The sequence below is a fragment of the Cohnella cellulosilytica genome (assembly GCF_042431195.1).
In the GTDB taxonomy this organism is placed as follows: domain Bacteria; phylum Bacillota; class Bacilli; order Paenibacillales; family Paenibacillaceae; genus Cohnella; species Cohnella cellulosilytica.
Genome location: NZ_JBHMDN010000032.1, coordinates 17,905 through 35,854, shown reverse-complemented (window position 1 = coordinate 35,854; position 17,950 = coordinate 17,905). Strand labels below are relative to the sequence as shown.

The window sequence follows — 17,950 nt, the reverse complement described above, 5'->3', positions numbered from 1 at the left end:
CTCCCCTTCTTACTTCTTGTAGCCGTTCGGATTCGTGCTATGCCACTCCCATGCGCTCTTGACGATGGCTTCGAGTTTGTCGCGTTTCGGCGCCCAGCCAAGCTCCTTACGCGCCCGATCCGAAGAGGCGATCAGCACCGCCGGGTCTCCGGCTCTGCGCGCTTCGATCTTCGCCGGAATCGGATGGCCCGTCACTTCGCGCGAGACGTCGACGACCTGCTTAACCGAGTAGCCGTTGCCGCTGCCCAAGTTGTAGATCGCGCTCTCCCCGCCTTGACGAAGCCGTTCCAGCGCCAAAATATGAGCGTCCGCAAGATCGCTGACGTGGATATAATCGCGAATGCAGGTGCCGTCTTCGGTCGCGTAATCGTCGCCGAATACGGAGATGAACTCGCGCTGCCCCAGCGCGACCTGCAGCACAAGCGGCACCAGATGCGATTCCGGATTGTGGTCTTCCCCGATCTTGCCGGAATCATGCGCGCCTGCCGCGTTGAAATAACGGAGGGAAACGAACTTGATGCCATGGGCCACGTCGAACCAGCGGATCATTTTCTCCATCGACAGCTTGGTTTCGCCGTAAGCATTCGTCGGCACGGTCCGATCATACTCGTCGATGGGCACTCGTTCCGGTTCTCCGTAGGTCGCCGCGGTCGAAGAGAACACGATGCGGGATACGCCGGCTTTCTGCATCTGCTCGAGCAGGCACAGCGTTCCGTACACGTTATTGTGATAATATTTGCCCGGGTCCTTCATGCTCTCGCCGACGAGGGAATTCGCAGCGAAATGGATGACGCCGTCGATGTCGTTTTCCTGAAACACCTTGGCCAGGAACTCTCCGTCGCGCAGGTCTCCTTCATAAAATCTGCCGCCCAGCACGGCGTCCCGGTGACCTTGGTACAGATTGTCGACGACGACGACCTGCTCACCCTTTTCCAACAATGCCGCAACCGCATGCGAGCCGATGTAGCCCGCGCCGCCTGTTACCAATACCGCCATCGTTTACGCCTCCCCTTTCAGTTCTCCGACTCCATCCCCGATGTCGCATACGTAAAACGCAGGCTTAAGATCGGTAGCGGCCTCGTATTTGTCGCCCACTTCGGAAATGAACCGTTCCACGGAATCCTTGTGAACGAGCGATACCGTGCAGCCGCCAAACCCGGCTCCCGTCATTCGCGAGCCAAGCACGCCCGGCACCGTACGCGCTGCGTCGACCATCGCGTCGAGCTCGGCTCCCGTCACCTCGTACAGATCGCGCAGCGAATCGTGCGAGGCGTTCATCAGCTGGCCGAACGCGGCCAGATCGTCCTTGTTCAGCACTTCGATCGAACGGCCTACGCGGTCGATCTCTTCGACGACGTGGCGCGCCCGGCGGCGGACCGTCTCGTCGGCGATCAGATGAGCGTTGTCCTCGAACTGCTGCAGCGTCAGCTGTCCGAGCAGAGTCAACTCCGGGAAAGCAGCGCGAAGGTCGCGAACCGCTTGCTCACATTGCGCGCGGCGCTCGTTATATTTGGAATCGACCAGCCCGCGGCGTTTGTTCGTATTGCCGATGACCAGCTTGTAGTCGCCGGAGCGGAAAGGCACCAGCTCGTATTTAAGCGTATCGCAATCGAGATGAATGGCATGGTCCTTGCGTCCGTTGGCAACCGCGAATTGATCCATGATGCCGCATTTGACGCCGATAAATTCATTTTCCGCATGCTGCGACCAGAGAGCGATCTGCACCGTATCCGTCGGTTTGCCTTCCAAAGTCAGCAAAGCGTACGCCGTAACGACTTCTATGGAAGCGGAGGAGGACAGTCCCGATCCGTTCGGAATCTCGCCGTGATACAGAAAATTATATCCTCGGCTCAGTTCGATGCCGCGCTGCTTCAGTTCCCACACGATGCCTTTCGGATAATTCGCCCAATCGTCTTCTTCTCTAAAAGCAATCTCATCCAATGGGATCTCCGACGTCCCCGGGAAATTCGTCGAAGCGAAGCCGAGCTTGCGATCGTCGCGCGGAGCGATCAGCAGCGTTGTGCCGAATGTGAGCGCCGCCGGGAAGACCGCTCCTCCGTTGTAGTCGGTGTGCTCGCCGATCAGATTGACCCGCCCTGGCGCCTGAAACGCCGATAAGCCGGAAGCGTCCCCGCCGAACTGCTCTGCGAACCGTTTTTTCAACTCCGTAAGCTGTGCCATAAGGAATCCATCTCTCCTCCGAATTGTTGTTCGTTTGATCTTATTATAGCGATAATCCCGGGAAAATCGAAATGGCTTGAAGTGCTCTTCATATGGAGAAATGTGACTTTCGGGAAAGGGAAATCGAGATTTTCGTGGTATAATCGGATAAGATAGGAAGAGTTTCGGCAGAGGACACAAGAAGCTCTATACAAGATTAAGAAGTCACAGTGGAGGAAAGGAGTCGTTATGATGGCCAAGCAAGCGACCTACCGCGTCGCGTCCAACCCCTCCGGCTTTCGGAAGGATGCGCTGGCCGTTCTGTTCGCCGGAGACAGCCAGACCAAACCTCTGCATCGGATCGGGCCCAAGGTGGTCGATTATTATTTGCTTCATCACGTGCTGTCGGGCAGTGGAATATTTCGTATGGGAGAAGTCGAGCTTGAGCTCGGGGCAGGGGACAGCTTTCTGATCTATCCGGGCCGATTGTTTCATTACGTCTCGGACGAAGATTTTCCGTGGAGGTACCGCTGGGTTGCATTTGCCGGTTCGGGAGCGGGAACCCTCGTCAAAGACGCCGGCTTCGACCCGGATCGGCCTTGGGCTCGGACGGGAGGGGATAAAGCTCCCGGAGAACGATGCCGGGCAATCTTCGAAGCTTTCCGGGAAAGGGGCGGCTCCGCGGCTCTGGCCGCATCCGGTCACCTGCATCTGCTGCTGGCGAGCCTGCGCGAAGCTTCGGGGGATTCCGAACCCGCCTATCCTCGTCCGGGCACGCACACCGAAGAATTGGCCCGCCAAGTGACCGGCTACTTGTCCACCCAATACGCGGAACCGATTACGATCGAAGGCATGGCCGAGGCGCTTGGATACAATCGCGCTTATTTGTCCCGCATGTTCAAGCAGCACGTCGGCGTCTCTCCGGCTACCTTCCTGGCGAAGCTGCGCGTCGATCAAGGAAGACGGCTGCTGCGCGAGCGGCCGGAGCTTACCGTAGAGCAAATCGCCTCGTCGGTCGGCTTTCAGGACGCGCTGTACTTCTCCAAGCAGTTCCGACGCTGGTATGCGCAGTCGCCAACGGAGTACAGAACAACCGTCGACGACGCCTTAAAAAAGAAATAAAAGCCGGCCGGGGCTGCCGAGCGGATCAGCGGGCGCGGGCCGACGAGCTGCAGCTGGGGCGAATTGGCAGACACGGAGCCCCGAATGGCAGTCGAGACGAGTCGGCGGGTGGGAGGCGGCAAGTGAGCCGAAGCCGTAGGCGAGCCGGAACGGCAAGCTACCAGGAGAAAACAGGCTCCCAGCTTCCCGCGGCTTCCTTCGCGTCGTTGAGGAATTCGTCGGGAAACGTCCGGTCCAGCTTAAGCATTGTCTCGTCCGAAGCGCCTCCGATTCGTTTGAGCGCCGCTTTGACGATATACGGCCAGGCCACTTCCGTTCCGTCGGTCACCGTCAGGGATACGCCGATACGCTCGCGTCGCAGCCCCAGCGCGAATACGCCGTGCGCCCCGCTCTTGGCGACGATGTTCGGATCTTCGAGCAGCAGGCTGGCCAGCCGATAACGCCCTTCGACGAGCTCGGGATAGGCGTTCATTGCCGACGCTATACGTCTTGCCGCATCGGCCGCGGCGCGATCCTCGGCAAGCTCGGGAGTCGCAAGTCGGCCGTAGGCCAAGGCAAGCGAGCGCAAGGGCATCCCCGCCACCGGAAAGCCGCAGCCGTCCTTGCCGATCGTCATCTGCTCGCTGTCGGCTTCCGCCCATTGCCTGATAAGACGAACGATTTCCCGCTGCGCGGGATGGTCCGGGCGAATGTAGCCTTCAAGCGGCCAGCCTTTCAGCTTGCTCCACGCCAATACGCCCAGATGCTTGCCTGCGCAGGTATGGAGCAGCTTGCGCGGCTGACCGCCAGCGGCGACATACTCGTCTCTCTGTCGACGGCCGACCGGAAGCGTAGGCTGGATGGCGAGCATTTCCTCGTTCAGTCCCGTACGGGCTAAAATTTCCTCCAATACTTCGATCTGCTCGCGACTTCCTCTATGCGATGCCGACAGCAGAGCCAAATGGCGCTCCTCGAAGCCGTACGCTTCGGCGGCTCCGTCCAGCAGTGAGGCAATTGCCTGGATCGGCTTGGCGGTCGAACGCACGTAGGCAGGCTCGTCGACGCTGCCGCAAGCGTGCAGCAGCTTGCCGTCCGCCGCGGATACGACGGCGATCCGTCCTCTATGCACATTCTCCGTCCGTCCGCCCCTATTCATGATCAATAGCGGAACGTCCGCCGGGATCGGCTTCGTACTCATCGTGATCGTTTCCCCTTTCGCTGTCTTGGCGCAGTCCGACAAAAAACCAGACGTCGCCGTCTGGAATTCGGTCGTCCCTTATTCATAAGTATGCCCGGCCAACCAAATTTGGCTCGCTCAGGTAATCGTTCCGGCGGTCTCCTTCTTGCGGGAATCCTCCGCTTCCTCCTCGAAATTCACCGCCTCGGCCACCAGATACAGCGGGCGGCCCTTGGCTTCTTCGTAGGTCCTTCCAATATACTCTCCCAGAACGCCGAGCAGCGACAGCGTAATGCCGTGGAACAGCAGGCTGATCGCGATCATCGAAGTCCAGCCTTCCCTCGTCGTATCGGTGAACAGGCGCTGGTACAGCACGACGAACAGGTAGATAAAGCCGGCGGCCGACAGCACGAAGCCGAGCACGCTGGCGATTTTCAGCGGGCGGGTGGAGAACGAGGTCATCGCGTCCAAGGACAGCCGGATCATTTTGCGCAGCGGATACTTCGTCTCTCCCGCGAACCGTTCGTCCCGCACGTAGTCTACCGACGTCTGCTTAAAGCCCGCCCAACTGACAAGGCCGCGAATGAACCGGCTTCGTTCCCGCATGGAAGTGAGCGCGTCGGATACTTTGCGGTCCATCAGCCGAAAATCGCCCGTATCCACGGGAATATTCACCGACGTCATCGAACGCAGCAGCCTGTAGAATACCGCAGCGGTTAATTTCTTGAACCACGATTCCCCTTTGCGCTCGATCCGTTTGCCGTAGACGACATCGTAGCCTTCGCGCCACTTGGCGACCATGTCGGCGATCAGCTCGGGAGGGTCCTGCAGATCGGCGTCGATCAGCACGACCGTTCTGCCCGAGGCATGATCCATCCCGGCCGTCACCGCGATCTGATGGCCGAAATTGCGCGAGAACTCCACCAGCTTCACGCGGCGATCCTCGGCGCACAGGGAACGTACGATATCCGCCGTCCGATCGCGGCTGCCATCGTTCACGAACACGATCTCGTACGTCTCCCCGAGCTTGTCCAGCACCGCTTGCAGCCGGCGGTAAGTCACTTCGATCACTTCTTCCTCGTTGTACATCGGAACGACAACGGAAAGAAAACAGCCCTTCTGCACAATTTAATCTCCCTTCAGCAAGAAACAACATGAAAACAACATGTTCAAAAAAGTCCGCTTTTCAGCACCGAGAAGGTTGGATGAAGCTTAGGAACTGAGGAGCGGAGCGTAGGAAAAGCCTACGTGAGCACCGGAAGGCCCGGCTGAATTCAAGATTCGACGCCGAGTCTGCTCCCTGTGTATCTTCGTGATCAAAAGCGGATTTAGAAGCCCCAGCTCGGCAGCCAGCGGATCATGACATTCATCCACTCCCGGCTGATCGTCATTCCGGTGTACACCGGATAGAACCAGATGAACAGCCCGGCGGCCGCGACTACGAACGCCAGCGTCACTCTGCGCCCGTTGTAGCTTCGTTCCTCGAACCAGCGAAGCATCCAGACAATGGACAAAATCAGGAGCGGCACCATCGGAAAATAATGATACAGGAACGTAATGCTTCGCGGCGCGACCATCCACGGCACGTAAAAGCTCAAGTAGGCGACGCCCAGCGTCAGCACGATGCGGTCCCTTCTGCGGAAGCCGAGCCACCAGGAAGCGAGCAGCGCCGCCAGTCCTCCCCACCAGATCAGCGGGTTGCCGATCGCCGCGATGCTCTGCGCCTCTCCGTTGTCGAGATCCTTGCCTCCGTAATACCAGACCGGTCGGAGCATCAGAGGCCAAGTGTACCATTTCGAAGCGTACGGGTGTTCTTCCTTGACGCCTTTATGGTAGTCGTACATATTTTTCTGGAACTGCCACAAGTCTTTGTAGCTGTCTTCCGCTTTGGTCGCTTTGATGAACGGCACGTAGGTTGCGGCGTACACGCCGACCGGAACCGCCACGTAGAAAACGACGCAGGCCATCAGCGTCAGCACGATGCGCCGCAAAGTATCGAAGTCGCCGGCCATTCGTCCTTCCCGCCAGCGGCGGAATAGCGCGAAAACCAGCAATATCGCCAGCCCCGCTCCGCCGTACAGATAGTTCCATTTAACCGCCGCGGCCGCACCGAAGAACAAGCCGCTAAGCGCAAGATAGCCAAGCCCGCGCTTGAAGCCGCCGCCCTGCCACCTTGTTTCCCCGAACCGGTACATCCCGTAAAACATGACAATCGTAAACGTTACGCCGGAAATATCGACGTTCGCGGAGCGGGAATGCACGAGATGGAAGCCTTCCAGCACGAGCAGCAGCGCGGCGAGAAAGGCATATCTCGTTCTCCCGAACATCCCTTTGGCGACGGTGTAGAAGAGCGGCACCATCAACGTCCCGACCACGCCGGCCATGAAACGCCAGCCGTACGGCGTCATATCGAACATCCGGACGCCGAGCTCGAGAATGATTTTGCCCAGCGGCGGATGCGTGTTCTCGTACGGCTCCATCAGCTCGACGAATTCGTACGCCGTGCGCCCGTGATAAATCTCGTCGAAGTACATGCCGTTGCGGTAATCGGGCCGGTACGGCGCCCACTGCTGCTCGTCGAACACCTGTTGTCCGCCGCCCTGCGCAGCCTCCGAATTGCCGCTCCCGGATTCGATGCTTGCGATCGGAATCGCAACGGATTCGATGCCCTTCGTGAAGAAGGCCGCTTCGTAGAGACGGTAGCCGGTACGAACGGTCGTAAAGCGCACGTAGCGGGCTTCGACCGACTTGTCCTCCGACTTCCATGTAAAGACGCGATTCGTCTTATGCTCGACCTTTGCATAGGATTCCCAATTTTGGCCGTCCAGCGACCATTCGATATTCGTCTCGCCTTTGGCGCCGGGACCTTCGTACAGATTAAGTCGGTCGACCTTCCTGGCTTCGCCGAAATCGACGGTGAAATAATCCCCCGCCTTGTCCGGCATCCAGAACGTCTGGGGCGCGGTTCGATTGCCCAGATCGGTAAAAGTCATAATCGCCGATATCGCGGTAAGAAGCACAACCAATATAAGATCCAACGGCGTCCACCGCCGATCCTCGCGGTAATGGGACGAAGATTTCCCCCATTGTACCGGAGCGGACCGGACAGTCTCATGATAGTCCATTTCCGTCCTCGCTTTCGACTTTTTGCCACAGCTTTTTCCTGTCCCTATTGTAGACGAACCGCCGCTCTCTGGAAAGAGCGCGATTCATTTTGCCCGTAACGGGTAATTCAAATCAAGTACCGTATTGCAAAAACGAGGAGGAATTCACTATGGCGGAAACAAAACAAGCGGTTAAAGGAATCGTAATCGGCGGAATTATCGGAGCGGCGGCCGCGCTGCTGCTGGCTCCCAAATCCGGCAAGGAGCTCCGCAAAGATATTCGCGTCCGTTACTCGTCCGTACAGGACCGCACCAAGCAGCTCGTCTCCGACGCCGGCAGCAAAACGCTGGAGCTGGCCCAGCAGGTCGGACGGAAAACGGCCGACCTCGCGGACAAAACCCGCTCCATCGTCGCCGGAGTCCAGGAAGAAATTCAGGAGCAGGGCGCCAAGGCGCTCGACAGCGTACGCAACGGCTCCATGGTCCACGACTTCAAGGACATGCAGAAAATGGGTAAGGAAATGAAGCAAATGAAAACGGAAAGCGAGCTGGAAGAAGACGGACTCGTGAACGATCCGATCCAGAACCGTTAAACCTTTACTTCAAAGAGAAGCTCCTCGCATCGTCGGCGGGGAGCTTCTCTTTTGGCTTATTTTCAATTTGCGCTTCGTTTGCAGTTTGGCGCTCGGAGGGCCGGGCCGTTACTCCCGTCAGCCGCTAGCTTCGTTCGGAACCTTGTCGGCCTTGAACCTGGCCCGCAGGACGTCGACGGTCGCGTCTTCCTCCAGCAATGCCGGAACGAACAGCGAGTCGCACCCTTCCTTCACGAAGCTGGTACCCTTCAGATGGTAGCCGTGCTGCTTGGCCAGCTCGTACAGCTTGCAAAATTTCTCCGCCGCGTCTACCGCTTGTCCGATCTGAGAGTATACCGCCAGCTTGTTGCCGAAGCCAAGCGGATTTACGCGGGAACAGATCGTCAGATGGAAGGCCTCGTCTTGCTCCAGTACGAATACATCGCTTTCGGAAAATTCGATTTGGTATTTGACCGTCATGTTCACCCTCTCCTTTGACGGAAGGATTAAAGCTTCCGTTATCGCTAATTACACTTTTCGGGAGAAGATGAAACGGGGCCGTCATTCCGTTTTTCGGATGAGCAGCTTCAGTTTGTCGATGGCCCGCTTCTGGATTCGGGAGATGCTCATCTGCGACACGCCCAGCTTGTCCGCGATCGATCTCTGGGGCATTCCGCCTTCGAAGACGAGGTCCAGCACCTTCCGCTCCTCCGGCAGCAGCTGCTCCATCGCCTGCCTTAAATCGAGCCTCTGTTCCAAAGCCTCGTAGTCGTCCGCGGAGGAGCCGATCAGATCGCCGAGCACCGCCCCTTTGTCGTCATCCGTCGTCGGAGTGTCCAGCGATACATAGTGATACAAGTCGCGTCCGGCCAAAATCTCCAGCGTCTCTTCGACCTCGAGGCCGAGATGGCTGGCGATCTCCTCGACGTTCGGGGACCGTTCAAGCTTGCTCGTCAGCTCGTCGATCGTATTTTGCACGACCAGGCTCATCTCTTTGATTCTTCTGGGCACTTGGATATACCACGATTTGTCCCGTAAATAGTTTTTCATATGGCCGATCATGCTCTTCATCGCATAAGGCTCGAAAGGCATGCCTAGCTGCGGATCGAATTGCGTCAACAATCGAAACAGAGACATCTGGCCGACCTGGAACAGATCGTCGAACAGATCCGGCCGATTCCGCGACATTTTGTTCGCCGCTATCTTGACCATCGGCTCGTAGTGCCGGATAAGCTTCTCGGCCAGCTCGGAGCATAACGTCCTCTGATACTCGATCAGTATCGCAATCGCGTCGTCGGGCAGACGCTCGGAATGGGATGCGCTCATGCAGTCTCTTCCGAGACCTGCCTTTTTTTCGTTAACGTAACCGCGGTTCCGCCGTCCTGCCTGACATCCACGCGATCCATCAACGCCTGCATCAGATAGAGCCCCAATCCGCCCGACTGGATCTCGTCAATGGCTTTGCCGTGCATGACAGGCGTTTCCTTGCCCTCCTTGACCACGAAGCTTTTTCCGAAATCCTGCACCGTGATGATCAGCTCTTCTTCGAACGTCTCGAACGTCACTTCGATTTGTCCCGACGCATCCCCGTAAGCATGCAGAACCGCATTGTTGCACGCCTCGGATACCGCAACCTTCATGTCTTCGATCTCCTCGAACGTGAACTTGAGCTTGGTCGCGATCCCGTACAAAGTCAGGCGGACCAGGTCGACGTATTCGGGAAGCGCGGGAATGCTTAATTTGACCGCTCTCTCGTTTACCATGGAATCTTTCCTCATTCCTCTCTTCGCATTCATATCGACGATTCCGGTTTCATCAGGAATGGCGTTATTCCCGTCATATCGAACAGCTTGCGGATATGAGGAGGAATATGTACGACGTCGAAAGAGACGCCGCGCGCATGAAGCGCCTTGATTAAGGAAATTAAAATGCCGATGCCCGTGCTGTCGATATATTTCAACTGCCGGAGATCCAGAGTCACCCGGCTGTCCGCCTGCTCGATCAACGAGTGCAGAGCCGCGCGCATCTGGCTTGCCACCTCCAGGTCGAATTCTCCTCCGACATGCATAATTGTTCGGCCTTCAGCATGCTCCGTCCGGAGCTCCAGTTTACTCTTAGCCATACCCAGTCTCCCCTCGCCTCTCGCTAAAATGATTCTCCAATCCTGTTATAACCCGTTTTCGCCGCGATTGAAACAGCTGAATAACGGTTAACGGATGCGGAAACCTAATCTGGATCGGAGGAGAAGAGCTATGCCTTTGTATTTCGGGTCGTTATACTGGCCGTATTCGCTGCCCCGGCCAAACCGTTATCCGGAACTGCGGGCCGATGTCGGCGCGCGGGCCGTCGTTATCGGAGGCGGAATGTCCGGGCTGCTCTGCGGCTATGTGTTGAGCGCGAGCGGCATCGAGACGGTCCTTATCGAACAGGATCAAGTCGCTTCCGGCAGCACGCTGGCCAATACCGGCCTGCTCCAATACGCCAACGACACGATGCTCAGCGAGTTCGCCCTGACGCTCGGAGAGAGCGATGCGGCGCAATTTTATCGGGCATGCAAGCGCGCGTCGGAAAAAATCGCCGATATCGCAGAGAGGCTGCCCCGTGACGTCGCGTTCAAGCGGCGCAGCAGTCTCTATTACGCATCGAGCGATCGGGACACGGATGCCCTTGCCGGGGAGTACGAGATGCTGACGCGCAACGGATTCGACGCCGAATGGTGGGACGGAGACCGGATCGCGGCGCATTTCCCTTTCCGCAAATCCGCGGCGATCGTTACGCGGGGCGATGCCGAGGTCAATCCTTATCTGTTCGTCCACGCGCTTGCCGAAGAAGCGGTCCAGCAGGGCTTGCGGCTCTACGAACGGACGAAAATGCTGGGCATTCAGCCGTCGGAGCGCGGATACGTCGTACGGACCGGCGGCGGCTCGATCGAGACGGAGCATGTCGTATACGCTGTCGGATACGTTCCGGAAGTTACGGAGCGCCGCTGGGCGGGGGCCCGGCTCAATCGCTCGTACGCCATCGCGACCAATCCTCTTCCGTCCCTGGCGGACTGGCACGAACGGATGCTGATCTGGGAGACGGCGCGCCCTTATTTGTACTTGAGAACGACGGAGGACAACCGGATCATTATCGGGGGCTTGGACGAAAACGTACGGCAGCCTGTGCTGACCAAGACGGATTTGCGCGCCCGCTCGCTGCGGCTGCTGTCCGAGCTTCGCGCGCTGTTTCCCGGCCTCTCGCCGGAAATTCGCTACGAATGGAATGCGACGTTCGGAGAGTCCGCGGACGGATTGCCCTGGATCGGGGAAGATCCCGAACGCCCCGGCCAGCATTATTGCCTGGGCTACGGAGGCAACGGAACGATCTACTGCTGCATGGGCGCGGACATCATCCGCGACCGCATCCTCGGCGTGCCGAACCCGATCGCGCCGCTTGTCCGCCCGGATCGCGGCGTCAGCGCCCAGTGAACGGCAGCAGCCCCCTGGCGGCTCCGCACATTGCGGAACGATCGCCAGGGGGCTGCCAAGGGGGTGCCGTCGCTTGCCGGCTATGCGCCCGCTTTCGTCAATCGGGCTCGGACGCGCCGGCCCGATTCAGAATGCGCTGCGCGCCGATCTCCCGCCCGTCGTCGACGACGAGCAAATAATGGCCGTTGTCGATCGCATCGGCGCAGCGCTCGCAGAACCGGTCGGGAATTCCGATCGCGGCCAGCACCGCCCCGGTGTCGTTGCTCCCGTCATCGTCGGCCGCGACGATCACTCCGGGTCCCGTGTTTCCCGCCGCCATGTTGGCCGCGGGATAGGCGGACAGCGGCGCTACCCCGGCCACCCACTCGTCTCCGTGCTCGCGGCGGCGCGTCGCCTGGATCTCGCGCAGCTCCTCCAGGTTCACGTCGGAGCTGGACCCGAGCAGCGGAGCGCTCTCCCGGTTGCCGACAACGACCCGGATGTCCGCTGATTCGGCTCCGGCCTCCCGAAGCTGCCGAATGCCCTCCATCACCTGATCCTCCTGCCGGAATATCCCTACGATAGCCGTCATAAGTAGCCCTCCATTCAAATCGGAATTGGACTTTCATTCTTTCATTGATGGTATACCCCGAACGGGCGGCTTTGAACCGAAGGGCGGGCTACATCGTTTTGCGATATATGCGCTGCGCGTCGTTCCAGGTTTCGTATCGCTCGGCCAGCGGCGTGAAGGAAAGCGACTCCCTGCCTCCCAGTATGAGAAAGCCGCCCTGGGCCAAGCTCTCGTAAAACAGCTCGTGCACCTGGTTCGTTAACTGCGTATTGAAGTAGATCATGACGTTGCGGCAGAAAACGACGTGAAACTCGTTAAAAGAGCTGTCCGTCACAAGGTTGTGGCGCGCGAATACGATTTTCTCCCGTAAGGCGGGCTTAAGCATCACGATGCCGTGATTGGAGGCGTAATAGCTGGAGAAATCCCGTTTGCCTCCGGCCGCCAGATAATTTTTCGTATACTGCTTCATCCGGTCGATCGGAATCATGCCGTCGCGCGCCCTCTGCAGCGCGTCCTCGTTAATGTCCGTCGCGTAGATTCGCGCCTTGTCCAGCAGCCCTTCCTCGTGAAGCAGCACGGCCAGCGAGTACACTTCCTCTCCCGTCGAGCAGCCCGCGTGCCAGATGCGGACGTATGGAAGCCGGCGCAGCTCCGGAGCGACATCCCGGCGAAAGGCCAGGAACATCTCCGGATCGCGGAACAGCTCGGTTACCGGAATGACCAGATCGCTCAGCAGCCGCCGGAAAGCGTCGGCATCGCGCAATACGCTGCCCTGCAGCGCCGAAATTTCCGCCAGTCCTTCGAGCTTGAGCCGATGCCGAATGCGCCGGTAAATGGACGGATGCGAGTAATTGCGAAAATCGTAGCCGTACCTTTGATAGATGCCTTCCAGCAGCAGGGAGACCTCGATTTTCTCCAGCTCTTCGTCCCGATGGTCCTGCTCCTTCATCGATGCAACCACACTCTCATCAGGGACAGCAATTGATCCGTATTAACGGGCTTGGTGATATAATCGGACGCTCCGGCCTCGATGCACTTGATGCGGTCGTCCTTCATCGCCTTGGCCGTGAGCGCGATAACGGGCAGGTTGCTCCATTCGGGATTTTGCCGAATGCGCCTCATCGTCTCGTAGCCGTCCATCTCCGGCATCATGATGTCCGTCAGCACCATATCGATACCCGGCTCCAGCTCCAGCTTGTCGAGCGCTTCGCGGCCGTTCTCCGCGCACAGCACCTTCATTCCCCGATGCTCGAGCACTCCGGACAAAGCGAATACGTTGCGAACGTCGTCGTCGACGAGCAGAATCGTCTTGCCCTCGAACGCGTCCTCGCCCCGATGCAGCTTGCCCAGCAGCTTGCGCTTGTCCTCCGGCAAATCGGCTTCGACCCGGTGCAGGAACAGCGCCGTCTCCTCCAGCAGACGTTCCGGGGACCTGACGTTCTTCAGAACGATCGAATCCGCGAAAAACTTCATTTCCCTTAACGTTTGCTCTTCGTTATCGCTGTCCGAATGCACAATCACGGGAATCTTCTGCAAACCGGACGATTGCTGCATCTTCTTCAGCAGCTCGATGGCCGTCCCGCTTGGCAGTCCGGAATCGAGCACGATGCAATCGAACGTCCCCTCCCGCAGCCGCTCCCAGGCCTCGGCCGCATCGCCGACGGCGGTGACGGCGACGTCGTCGTGCTCGATCAGCTCGGTCAAGCTTCTGCGCGTCTCCTCGTCCCGCTCGATCAGCAGCAGATGCTTGGGCATGCGGTCCAGCACCTCGCGGATGCTTACGAACACCTTTTCCAGCTGCTCCCTTGAAGCGGGCTTCTGGAGATGATCGATCGCCCCCATGCGCAGTCCTTGCGAGGATTGCTCCGTCACGGAGATGACGTGCACCGGAATGTGGCGCGTCGCCGGATCGCTCTTCAAAGCGCTCAGCACGGACCAGCCGTCCGCCACCGGAAGCTGGATGTCGAGCAGAATCGCATCGGGCTTGATCGCTTTCGCCGCCTCCAGCCCTTCGTCTCCCTGCAGCTCGACGACCGCCTTGAAACCCCGCGAACGGGCCATTTCGAGCAATACCTTGGCGAAATTGATATCGTCCTCGACGATCAGCAGCACCTTGTCGTCCGAATCGAGCAAGGCCCGGTCGTCCTCGGGCCTGCTTGCCGGCCCGGGGCTGTCCGGCAGCTCCGCTGCGGCTGCCGTCAGTTCGGCCGCCGGATCGGCCGGACGACGTTCGGCGCCTGCGCCGTTATCGTCCGCCGGCTGCAGCGCATGCGACCGGCCGGGAATCTGCTCGGGCACAACGAGCGTAAAGGCGCTGCCCTTGCCAGGCTCGCTTTCCAGATGAATCCAGCCTCCGAGCAGATGGGCCAGTTCCCGGCTGATCGTCAGCCCCAGGCCCGTTCCCCCGTATTTGCGGCTCGTCGTCCCGTCCGCCTGGCGGAACGCTTCGAAAATCTGCTCGCTTTTGTCCTTCGGGATTCCGATGCCGGTATCCGTTACCGACAACGCGACATAGGCCGCTTCCTCGCTCTCCTCCTGCCGGGACGAATCCATCTCGTGCGAGTAAGGCCTGCGCATCGTCAGAGTCACCGATCCCGCTTCCGTGAATTTGATCGCGTTGGACAGCAGGTTGCGCATAATCTGCTTCAGCCTGTGCCCGTCCGTCCGAATCGTTTCCGGAATATCGGCCTGACGGACAAAGCTTAACGACAGCCCCTTCGCTTCGACGAGCGGCAGGTGCTGGTGCTCCAGGTACGTCGACAGATCGTCGAGCACCGTCCATTCCGGGTGGACCTCCATTTTGCCCGCGTCCATTTTCGACAGATCCAGAATCTCGTCGATCATCTTCAACAGATCGGAGCCCGACAGATGGATCGTGCGCATATACTCCTGCTGCTTCTCCGTCAAATTCCCTTCCCGGTTCTCCGTCAGGAATTCCGCCAATATAAGCAGGCTGTTCAGCGGAGTTCGCAGCTCGTGCGACATGTTCGCCAGAAATTCCGATCTGTATTTGGTCGTCAGCGCAAGCTGAAGCGCCTGCCGCTCCAGCTCGGCGTTCGCTTGCGCAATCTGGCTGTTCTGCTGCTCCATGCGTCCGACGTGCTGCTCCAGCACCTCCGTCTTCAGCTTCAGCTCGCGGTTGGCATGCTCCAGCTCTTCCTGCTGCTGCTGGAGCCGCAGCTCCGATTTCTTCAAGTCCTCCTGCCGCTTCTCCAGCTTGTCGTTGGTCTCCCGCAGTTCCTCCTGCTGGCATACCAGTTCCTCGGATTGCACCTGAAGCTCCTCGGTCATCGCCTGCGATTCCCGCAGCAGCTCCTCGACGCGCTGACGGGAGCGAATGTTGTTCAGAATCGTCCCCAGCTTCTCGGATAACGCCTCCAGCAGCTCGCGGTTCTCCGGCTCGAACGACTGGAACGCGGCCAGCTCGACGACTCCGATGACCGAATCGTCGAACACGATCGGATGCACGATCAAGCTTCCCGGCTCGATCTCCCCAAGCCCGGAGCCGATCTTGAAGTAGCCGCCGGGCACCTTGTCGACCTCGATCGGCTTGGCGTCCCGGAAGCATTGTCCGACCAATCCCTCCCCGGAACGCAGCGCCTCCGGGATCGCAAAGCCGCCTTCGCCGCCGCCTGCCGCCGCCGCGTAAGTTCCGGCCAGCTCCAGCCGCGTGCCCGCCGAAGCCGGATCGGACAAGTAGATCAGCCCGTGAGCGGCGCCGAGCACGGGAGCGAATTCGGCGATGAACGACTGCGCGACGCCCTTCGCGTCCGTGCCTTCCTGCAGCAGCTCCGTCACCCTGGCCAGTTGGGCGTTGATCCTGGCCTGCCTTTGCTGAACCTCCGACAGCCGGGCCTCGCGCTCGTTCTTCTCCTGCAGGTCCAGCGCAATCCGCTTGAACAGCGCGGCCAGCGCGCCCAGCTCGTCCTTGGACTGGACTTCGATGCGGGCAAAGCTGCGCAAGCGCCCCCTGGCGAAGCGATCGGCCATTCGCTCGAGCAGATTCAGCCCCTGGTTAATGCTCGGAAACACCCACAGCACAATCCCCATTCCCAGCAGCAGACCGACGACCGTCAGCATGGCAACCATGCGCATGGACCAGTCGTAGGTCTCCTTGGAGTCCGCCATCTCCTCCCGCAAGGAAATTTCCTGAACGGACACCAGCTCGTCCATCAGATCGATGACTTCGCGCTGCTCGTCGCGCAGCTTGTCGGCGTAAAATTGCTTCGCTTCCTCGATTTTGCTTTCTTCGACCAAAGAGATGAACTGCCGGACCGACGTTCCGTACCGGTTGGTCAGCTGTTCGATTCTCCCGATCGTATCCAGCTCCTCCGGCCCGAGCTGCATGCCTTCCAATATGCGGTACTGCTGCTCGGCGCCTCCCAGCCTCCGCCCAATGTCCGCGATCGCCTGGGCCGGATCCTGGTCCCCGAGCATCATATCGTTCATGACGCGGCCGGAAGCGTTCACCTCTCCGCGCACCGCAAGCGCGATTTTCACCTTCTCGAAGCGATTCTCGTAAAAAAGCTCCAAAGATTGGTTCATCTGGGTCAACTGCAAATAACCGAACGCGGTGACGCCGGCAAATAACAGCAGCAGCAGCGCGTAACCGATACCTAATTTCGTTTTGATCTTCATTGTCCGCTTCCCTTCGTACAAAGCTCAATCTTCACCAGACAGCGGTCGTCGGACCTTGTCGTCTCCTCCGGCGATTCCCGGCCGACGAGCCGCTCCAGCTCCGCTTCGGACCCCGGGCGGCGCAGGAAAGCGGCCAACTGTCCTAGCCGATCCTCTTCCTCGCCTTCGAACGCGCCGAGAAGGCCGTCCGTGAACAAATACAAGGCGTCTCCGGGAGACAGCTGAATCGTGCTCGGCGTCAGATCGAGCTTGTCGAACAACCCCAACGGCGGGCAGCTTACGGGAAGCTTGTCCGGATGCCCTCCTTCCGAGCGATACACGAATCCGGGCGGATGCCCGGCATTGATATAATTCAGCTTGCCGATCTCCAGATCGATCGTCGCATAGATGCCGGTGCAATAATAATGGACCAGCTCGTTCTCCCACTGGAGCCCCATCAGCCGGCGGTTAAGCTCCTTGAATACGCGTTCCGGGGACCACAGCGTCCGCATCGACTCCTTCAGGACCGAAGCGACAAACATGCTGACCAGCGAAGAAGAGATGCCGTGTCCCATCGCGTCGATGACCGCGATCCCCCAGCGGTTGTCGTCGATTCGGTGCCAGGCGTACAAGTCTCCGGCCAGCTCCTCGGACGCTTGATAATAAGCGAGGATGCGGATACGGCCGTCTTCCACCTCGTCCGGCAGCACCGATTCCTGCACCTGACGGGCCAATTGGAGCTCCTGACGGAGCCGGTTGTCGCGTTCCTTGTGCCAATCCAGCTCCAGCTTCAGCTTCAGCGCGGAGCGGATTCTGGCCAGCAGCTCGATTTTGTTGATCGGCTTCGTCACGAAATCGCTTGCACCGGCATCGAGCGCCTCCGCCAGCTTTACGGAGTCTCCGACCGCCGTTACCATAATGACCGGAATGTCCTTGTACCGCGCGTCCGACTGCAAGCGCCGGCACGCCTCGATCCCGTCCATCTCCGGCATCATCAGATCAAGAAGGATCAAGTCGACTTGCGGGACTCCGGGTACGCTGCCGTCCGCCTCGCCCCCCAGCGTGCGGAACATCTCCGCCGCCGAGTGCGCGGAGCGAAGCCGCTCATACCCTTCCCTCTTCAGCATTTCTTCTATTACAAGCACGTTCATAGCGTTATCGTCTACGATCAATACGGTCATTTTTCTTTTCATTTCTCA

Annotated in this window: 16 protein-coding genes; 3 read left to right on the top strand and 13 right to left on the bottom strand. The window is 59.2% G+C overall.

The features are described from left to right. Nucleotides 1–9: 9 nt before the first annotated feature. Both galE and ACFFT4_RS22310 read right to left on the bottom strand, forming a co-directional pair. Nucleotides 10–996 (bottom strand): UDP-glucose 4-epimerase GalE, encoded by a 987-nt coding sequence (galE, locus tag ACFFT4_RS22315; RefSeq protein WP_378051050.1) that lies wholly within the window; start codon nucleotides 994–996, stop codon nucleotides 10–12. A 3-nt stretch (nucleotides 997–999) separates the two neighbouring features. Further along, entirely contained in the window at nucleotides 1,000–2,181 is a 1,182-nt protein-coding gene (locus ACFFT4_RS22310; protein ID WP_378051049.1) for a galactokinase, read from the bottom strand. Nucleotides 2,182–2,412: 231 nt separating this feature from the next. Between ACFFT4_RS22310 and ACFFT4_RS22305 the strand changes: the two genes are divergently transcribed. Further along, nucleotides 2,413–3,282 carry an AraC family transcriptional regulator gene (locus tag ACFFT4_RS22305; RefSeq protein ID WP_378051048.1) on the top strand — a complete coding sequence of 290 codons (870 nt, stop codon included), beginning with the start codon at nucleotides 2,413–2,415 and terminating at the stop codon, nucleotides 3,280–3,282. A 157-nt stretch (nucleotides 3,283–3,439) separates the two neighbouring features. Here the strand turns inward: ACFFT4_RS22305 and ACFFT4_RS22300 are convergent, their stop codons facing one another. The 3 genes from ACFFT4_RS22300 to ACFFT4_RS22290 all read right to left on the bottom strand — a co-directional run bounded on the left by ACFFT4_RS22300 (nucleotide 3,440) and on the right by ACFFT4_RS22290 (nucleotide 7,563). Further along, nucleotides 3,440–4,459: an asparaginase gene (locus tag ACFFT4_RS22300; RefSeq protein WP_378051047.1), complete on the bottom strand. Its 1,020-nt coding sequence runs from the start codon at nucleotides 4,457–4,459 to the stop codon at nucleotides 3,440–3,442. Nucleotides 4,460–4,576: 117 nt separating this feature from the next. Next, nucleotides 4,577–5,563: a glycosyltransferase family 2 protein gene (locus ACFFT4_RS22295; RefSeq protein WP_378051045.1), complete on the bottom strand. Its 987-nt coding sequence runs from the start codon at nucleotides 5,561–5,563 to the stop codon at nucleotides 4,577–4,579. Between the two features lie 203 nt (nucleotides 5,564–5,766). Continuing rightward, nucleotides 5,767–7,563, bottom strand: coding sequence for a discoidin domain-containing protein (locus ACFFT4_RS22290; RefSeq protein WP_378051044.1), 1,797 nt, complete (start codon nucleotides 7,561–7,563; stop codon nucleotides 5,767–5,769). Between the two features lie 149 nt (nucleotides 7,564–7,712). Between ACFFT4_RS22290 and ACFFT4_RS22285 the strand changes: the two genes are divergently transcribed. Further along, nucleotides 7,713–8,135 (top strand): YtxH domain-containing protein, encoded by a 423-nt coding sequence (locus ACFFT4_RS22285; protein WP_378051043.1) that lies wholly within the window; start codon nucleotides 7,713–7,715, stop codon nucleotides 8,133–8,135. 117 nt (nucleotides 8,136–8,252) lie between these two features. Here ACFFT4_RS22285 and ACFFT4_RS22280 read toward each other — a convergent pair whose 3' ends face one another. The 4 genes from ACFFT4_RS22280 to ACFFT4_RS22265 form a co-directional block, all read right to left on the bottom strand. After that, on the bottom strand, nucleotides 8,253–8,594 hold the full coding sequence (locus ACFFT4_RS22280; protein WP_378051041.1) for a hypothetical protein: 342 nt from the start codon (nucleotides 8,592–8,594) through the stop codon (nucleotides 8,253–8,255). A gap of 81 nt (nucleotides 8,595–8,675) precedes the next feature. Then, nucleotides 8,676–9,440, bottom strand: coding sequence for a sigma-70 family RNA polymerase sigma factor (locus ACFFT4_RS22275; protein WP_378051040.1), 765 nt, complete (start codon nucleotides 9,438–9,440; stop codon nucleotides 8,676–8,678). Then, nucleotides 9,437–9,877 (bottom strand): anti-sigma B factor RsbW, encoded by a 441-nt coding sequence (rsbW, locus tag ACFFT4_RS22270; protein WP_378051039.1) that lies wholly within the window; start codon nucleotides 9,875–9,877, stop codon nucleotides 9,437–9,439. Before rsbW ends, ACFFT4_RS22275 begins: the two co-directional genes overlap by 4 nt. 29 nt (nucleotides 9,878–9,906) lie before the next feature. After that, on the bottom strand, nucleotides 9,907–10,236 hold the full coding sequence (locus ACFFT4_RS22265; RefSeq protein WP_378051038.1) for an STAS domain-containing protein: 330 nt from the start codon (nucleotides 10,234–10,236) through the stop codon (nucleotides 9,907–9,909). 130 nt (nucleotides 10,237–10,366) lie between these two features. Here ACFFT4_RS22265 and ACFFT4_RS22260 point away from each other — a divergent pair, with 130 nt between their 5' ends. Next, entirely contained in the window at nucleotides 10,367–11,584 is a 1,218-nt protein-coding gene (locus tag ACFFT4_RS22260) for an NAD(P)/FAD-dependent oxidoreductase (protein ID WP_378051036.1), read from the top strand. 97 nt (nucleotides 11,585–11,681) lie between these two features. Here ACFFT4_RS22260 and ACFFT4_RS22255 read toward each other — a convergent pair whose 3' ends face one another. The 4 genes from ACFFT4_RS22255 to ACFFT4_RS22240 all read right to left on the bottom strand — a co-directional run bounded on the left by ACFFT4_RS22255 (nucleotide 11,682) and on the right by ACFFT4_RS22240 (nucleotide 17,944). Next, complete coding sequence (locus ACFFT4_RS22255) at nucleotides 11,682–12,155, bottom strand: hypothetical protein (RefSeq protein ID WP_378051035.1); 474 nt, start codon at nucleotides 12,153–12,155, stop codon at nucleotides 11,682–11,684. A gap of 88 nt (nucleotides 12,156–12,243) precedes the next feature. Beyond that, nucleotides 12,244–13,083, bottom strand: a complete 840-nt coding sequence (locus ACFFT4_RS22250) for a CheR family methyltransferase (RefSeq protein WP_378051034.1) — start codon at nucleotides 13,081–13,083, stop codon at nucleotides 12,244–12,246. Continuing rightward, nucleotides 13,080–16,772, bottom strand: a complete 3,693-nt coding sequence (locus tag ACFFT4_RS22245) for a response regulator (RefSeq protein WP_378051033.1) — start codon at nucleotides 16,770–16,772, stop codon at nucleotides 13,080–13,082. The genes ACFFT4_RS22250 and ACFFT4_RS22245 overlap by 4 nt, the downstream gene beginning before the upstream one ends. Next, entirely contained in the window at nucleotides 16,769–17,944 is a 1,176-nt protein-coding gene (locus tag ACFFT4_RS22240; RefSeq protein ID WP_378051032.1) for a PP2C family protein-serine/threonine phosphatase, read from the bottom strand. Before ACFFT4_RS22240 ends, ACFFT4_RS22245 begins: the two co-directional genes overlap by 4 nt. Nucleotides 17,945–17,950: the final 6 nt, after the last annotated feature.

Coding starts and splice junctions, on each gene's coding strand:
- galE (WP_378051050.1), bottom strand. CDS start 996: ATGGCGGTATTGGTAACAGGCGGCGCGGGCTACATCGGCTCGCATGCG.
- ACFFT4_RS22310 (WP_378051049.1), bottom strand. CDS start 2,181: ATGGCACAGCTTACGGAGTTGAAAAAACGGTTCGCAGAGCAGTTCGGC.
- ACFFT4_RS22305 (WP_378051048.1), top strand. CDS start 2,413: ATGGCCAAGCAAGCGACCTACCGCGTCGCGTCCAACCCCTCCGGCTTT.
- ACFFT4_RS22300 (WP_378051047.1), bottom strand. CDS start 4,459: ATGAGTACGAAGCCGATCCCGGCGGACGTTCCGCTATTGATCATGAAT.
- ACFFT4_RS22290 (WP_378051044.1), bottom strand. CDS start 7,563: ATGGACTATCATGAGACTGTCCGGTCCGCTCCGGTACAATGGGGGAAA.
- ACFFT4_RS22285 (WP_378051043.1), top strand. CDS start 7,713: ATGGCGGAAACAAAACAAGCGGTTAAAGGAATCGTAATCGGCGGAATT.
- ACFFT4_RS22280 (WP_378051041.1), bottom strand. CDS start 8,594: ATGACGGTCAAATACCAAATCGAATTTTCCGAAAGCGATGTATTCGTA.
- ACFFT4_RS22275 (WP_378051040.1), bottom strand. CDS start 9,440: ATGAGCGCATCCCATTCCGAGCGTCTGCCCGACGACGCGATTGCGATA.
- rsbW (WP_378051039.1), bottom strand. CDS start 9,877: ATGGTAAACGAGAGAGCGGTCAAATTAAGCATTCCCGCGCTTCCCGAA.
- ACFFT4_RS22265 (WP_378051038.1), bottom strand. CDS start 10,236: ATGGCTAAGAGTAAACTGGAGCTCCGGACGGAGCATGCTGAAGGCCGA.
- ACFFT4_RS22260 (WP_378051036.1), top strand. CDS start 10,367: ATGCCTTTGTATTTCGGGTCGTTATACTGGCCGTATTCGCTGCCCCGG.
- ACFFT4_RS22255 (WP_378051035.1), bottom strand. CDS start 12,155: ATGACGGCTATCGTAGGGATATTCCGGCAGGAGGATCAGGTGATGGAG.
- ACFFT4_RS22250 (WP_378051034.1), bottom strand. CDS start 13,083: ATGAAGGAGCAGGACCATCGGGACGAAGAGCTGGAGAAAATCGAGGTC.
- ACFFT4_RS22245 (WP_378051033.1), bottom strand. CDS start 16,772: ATGAAGATCAAAACGAAATTAGGTATCGGTTACGCGCTGCTGCTGCTG.
- ACFFT4_RS22240 (WP_378051032.1), bottom strand. CDS start 17,944: ATGAAAAGAAAAATGACCGTATTGATCGTAGACGATAACGCTATGAAC.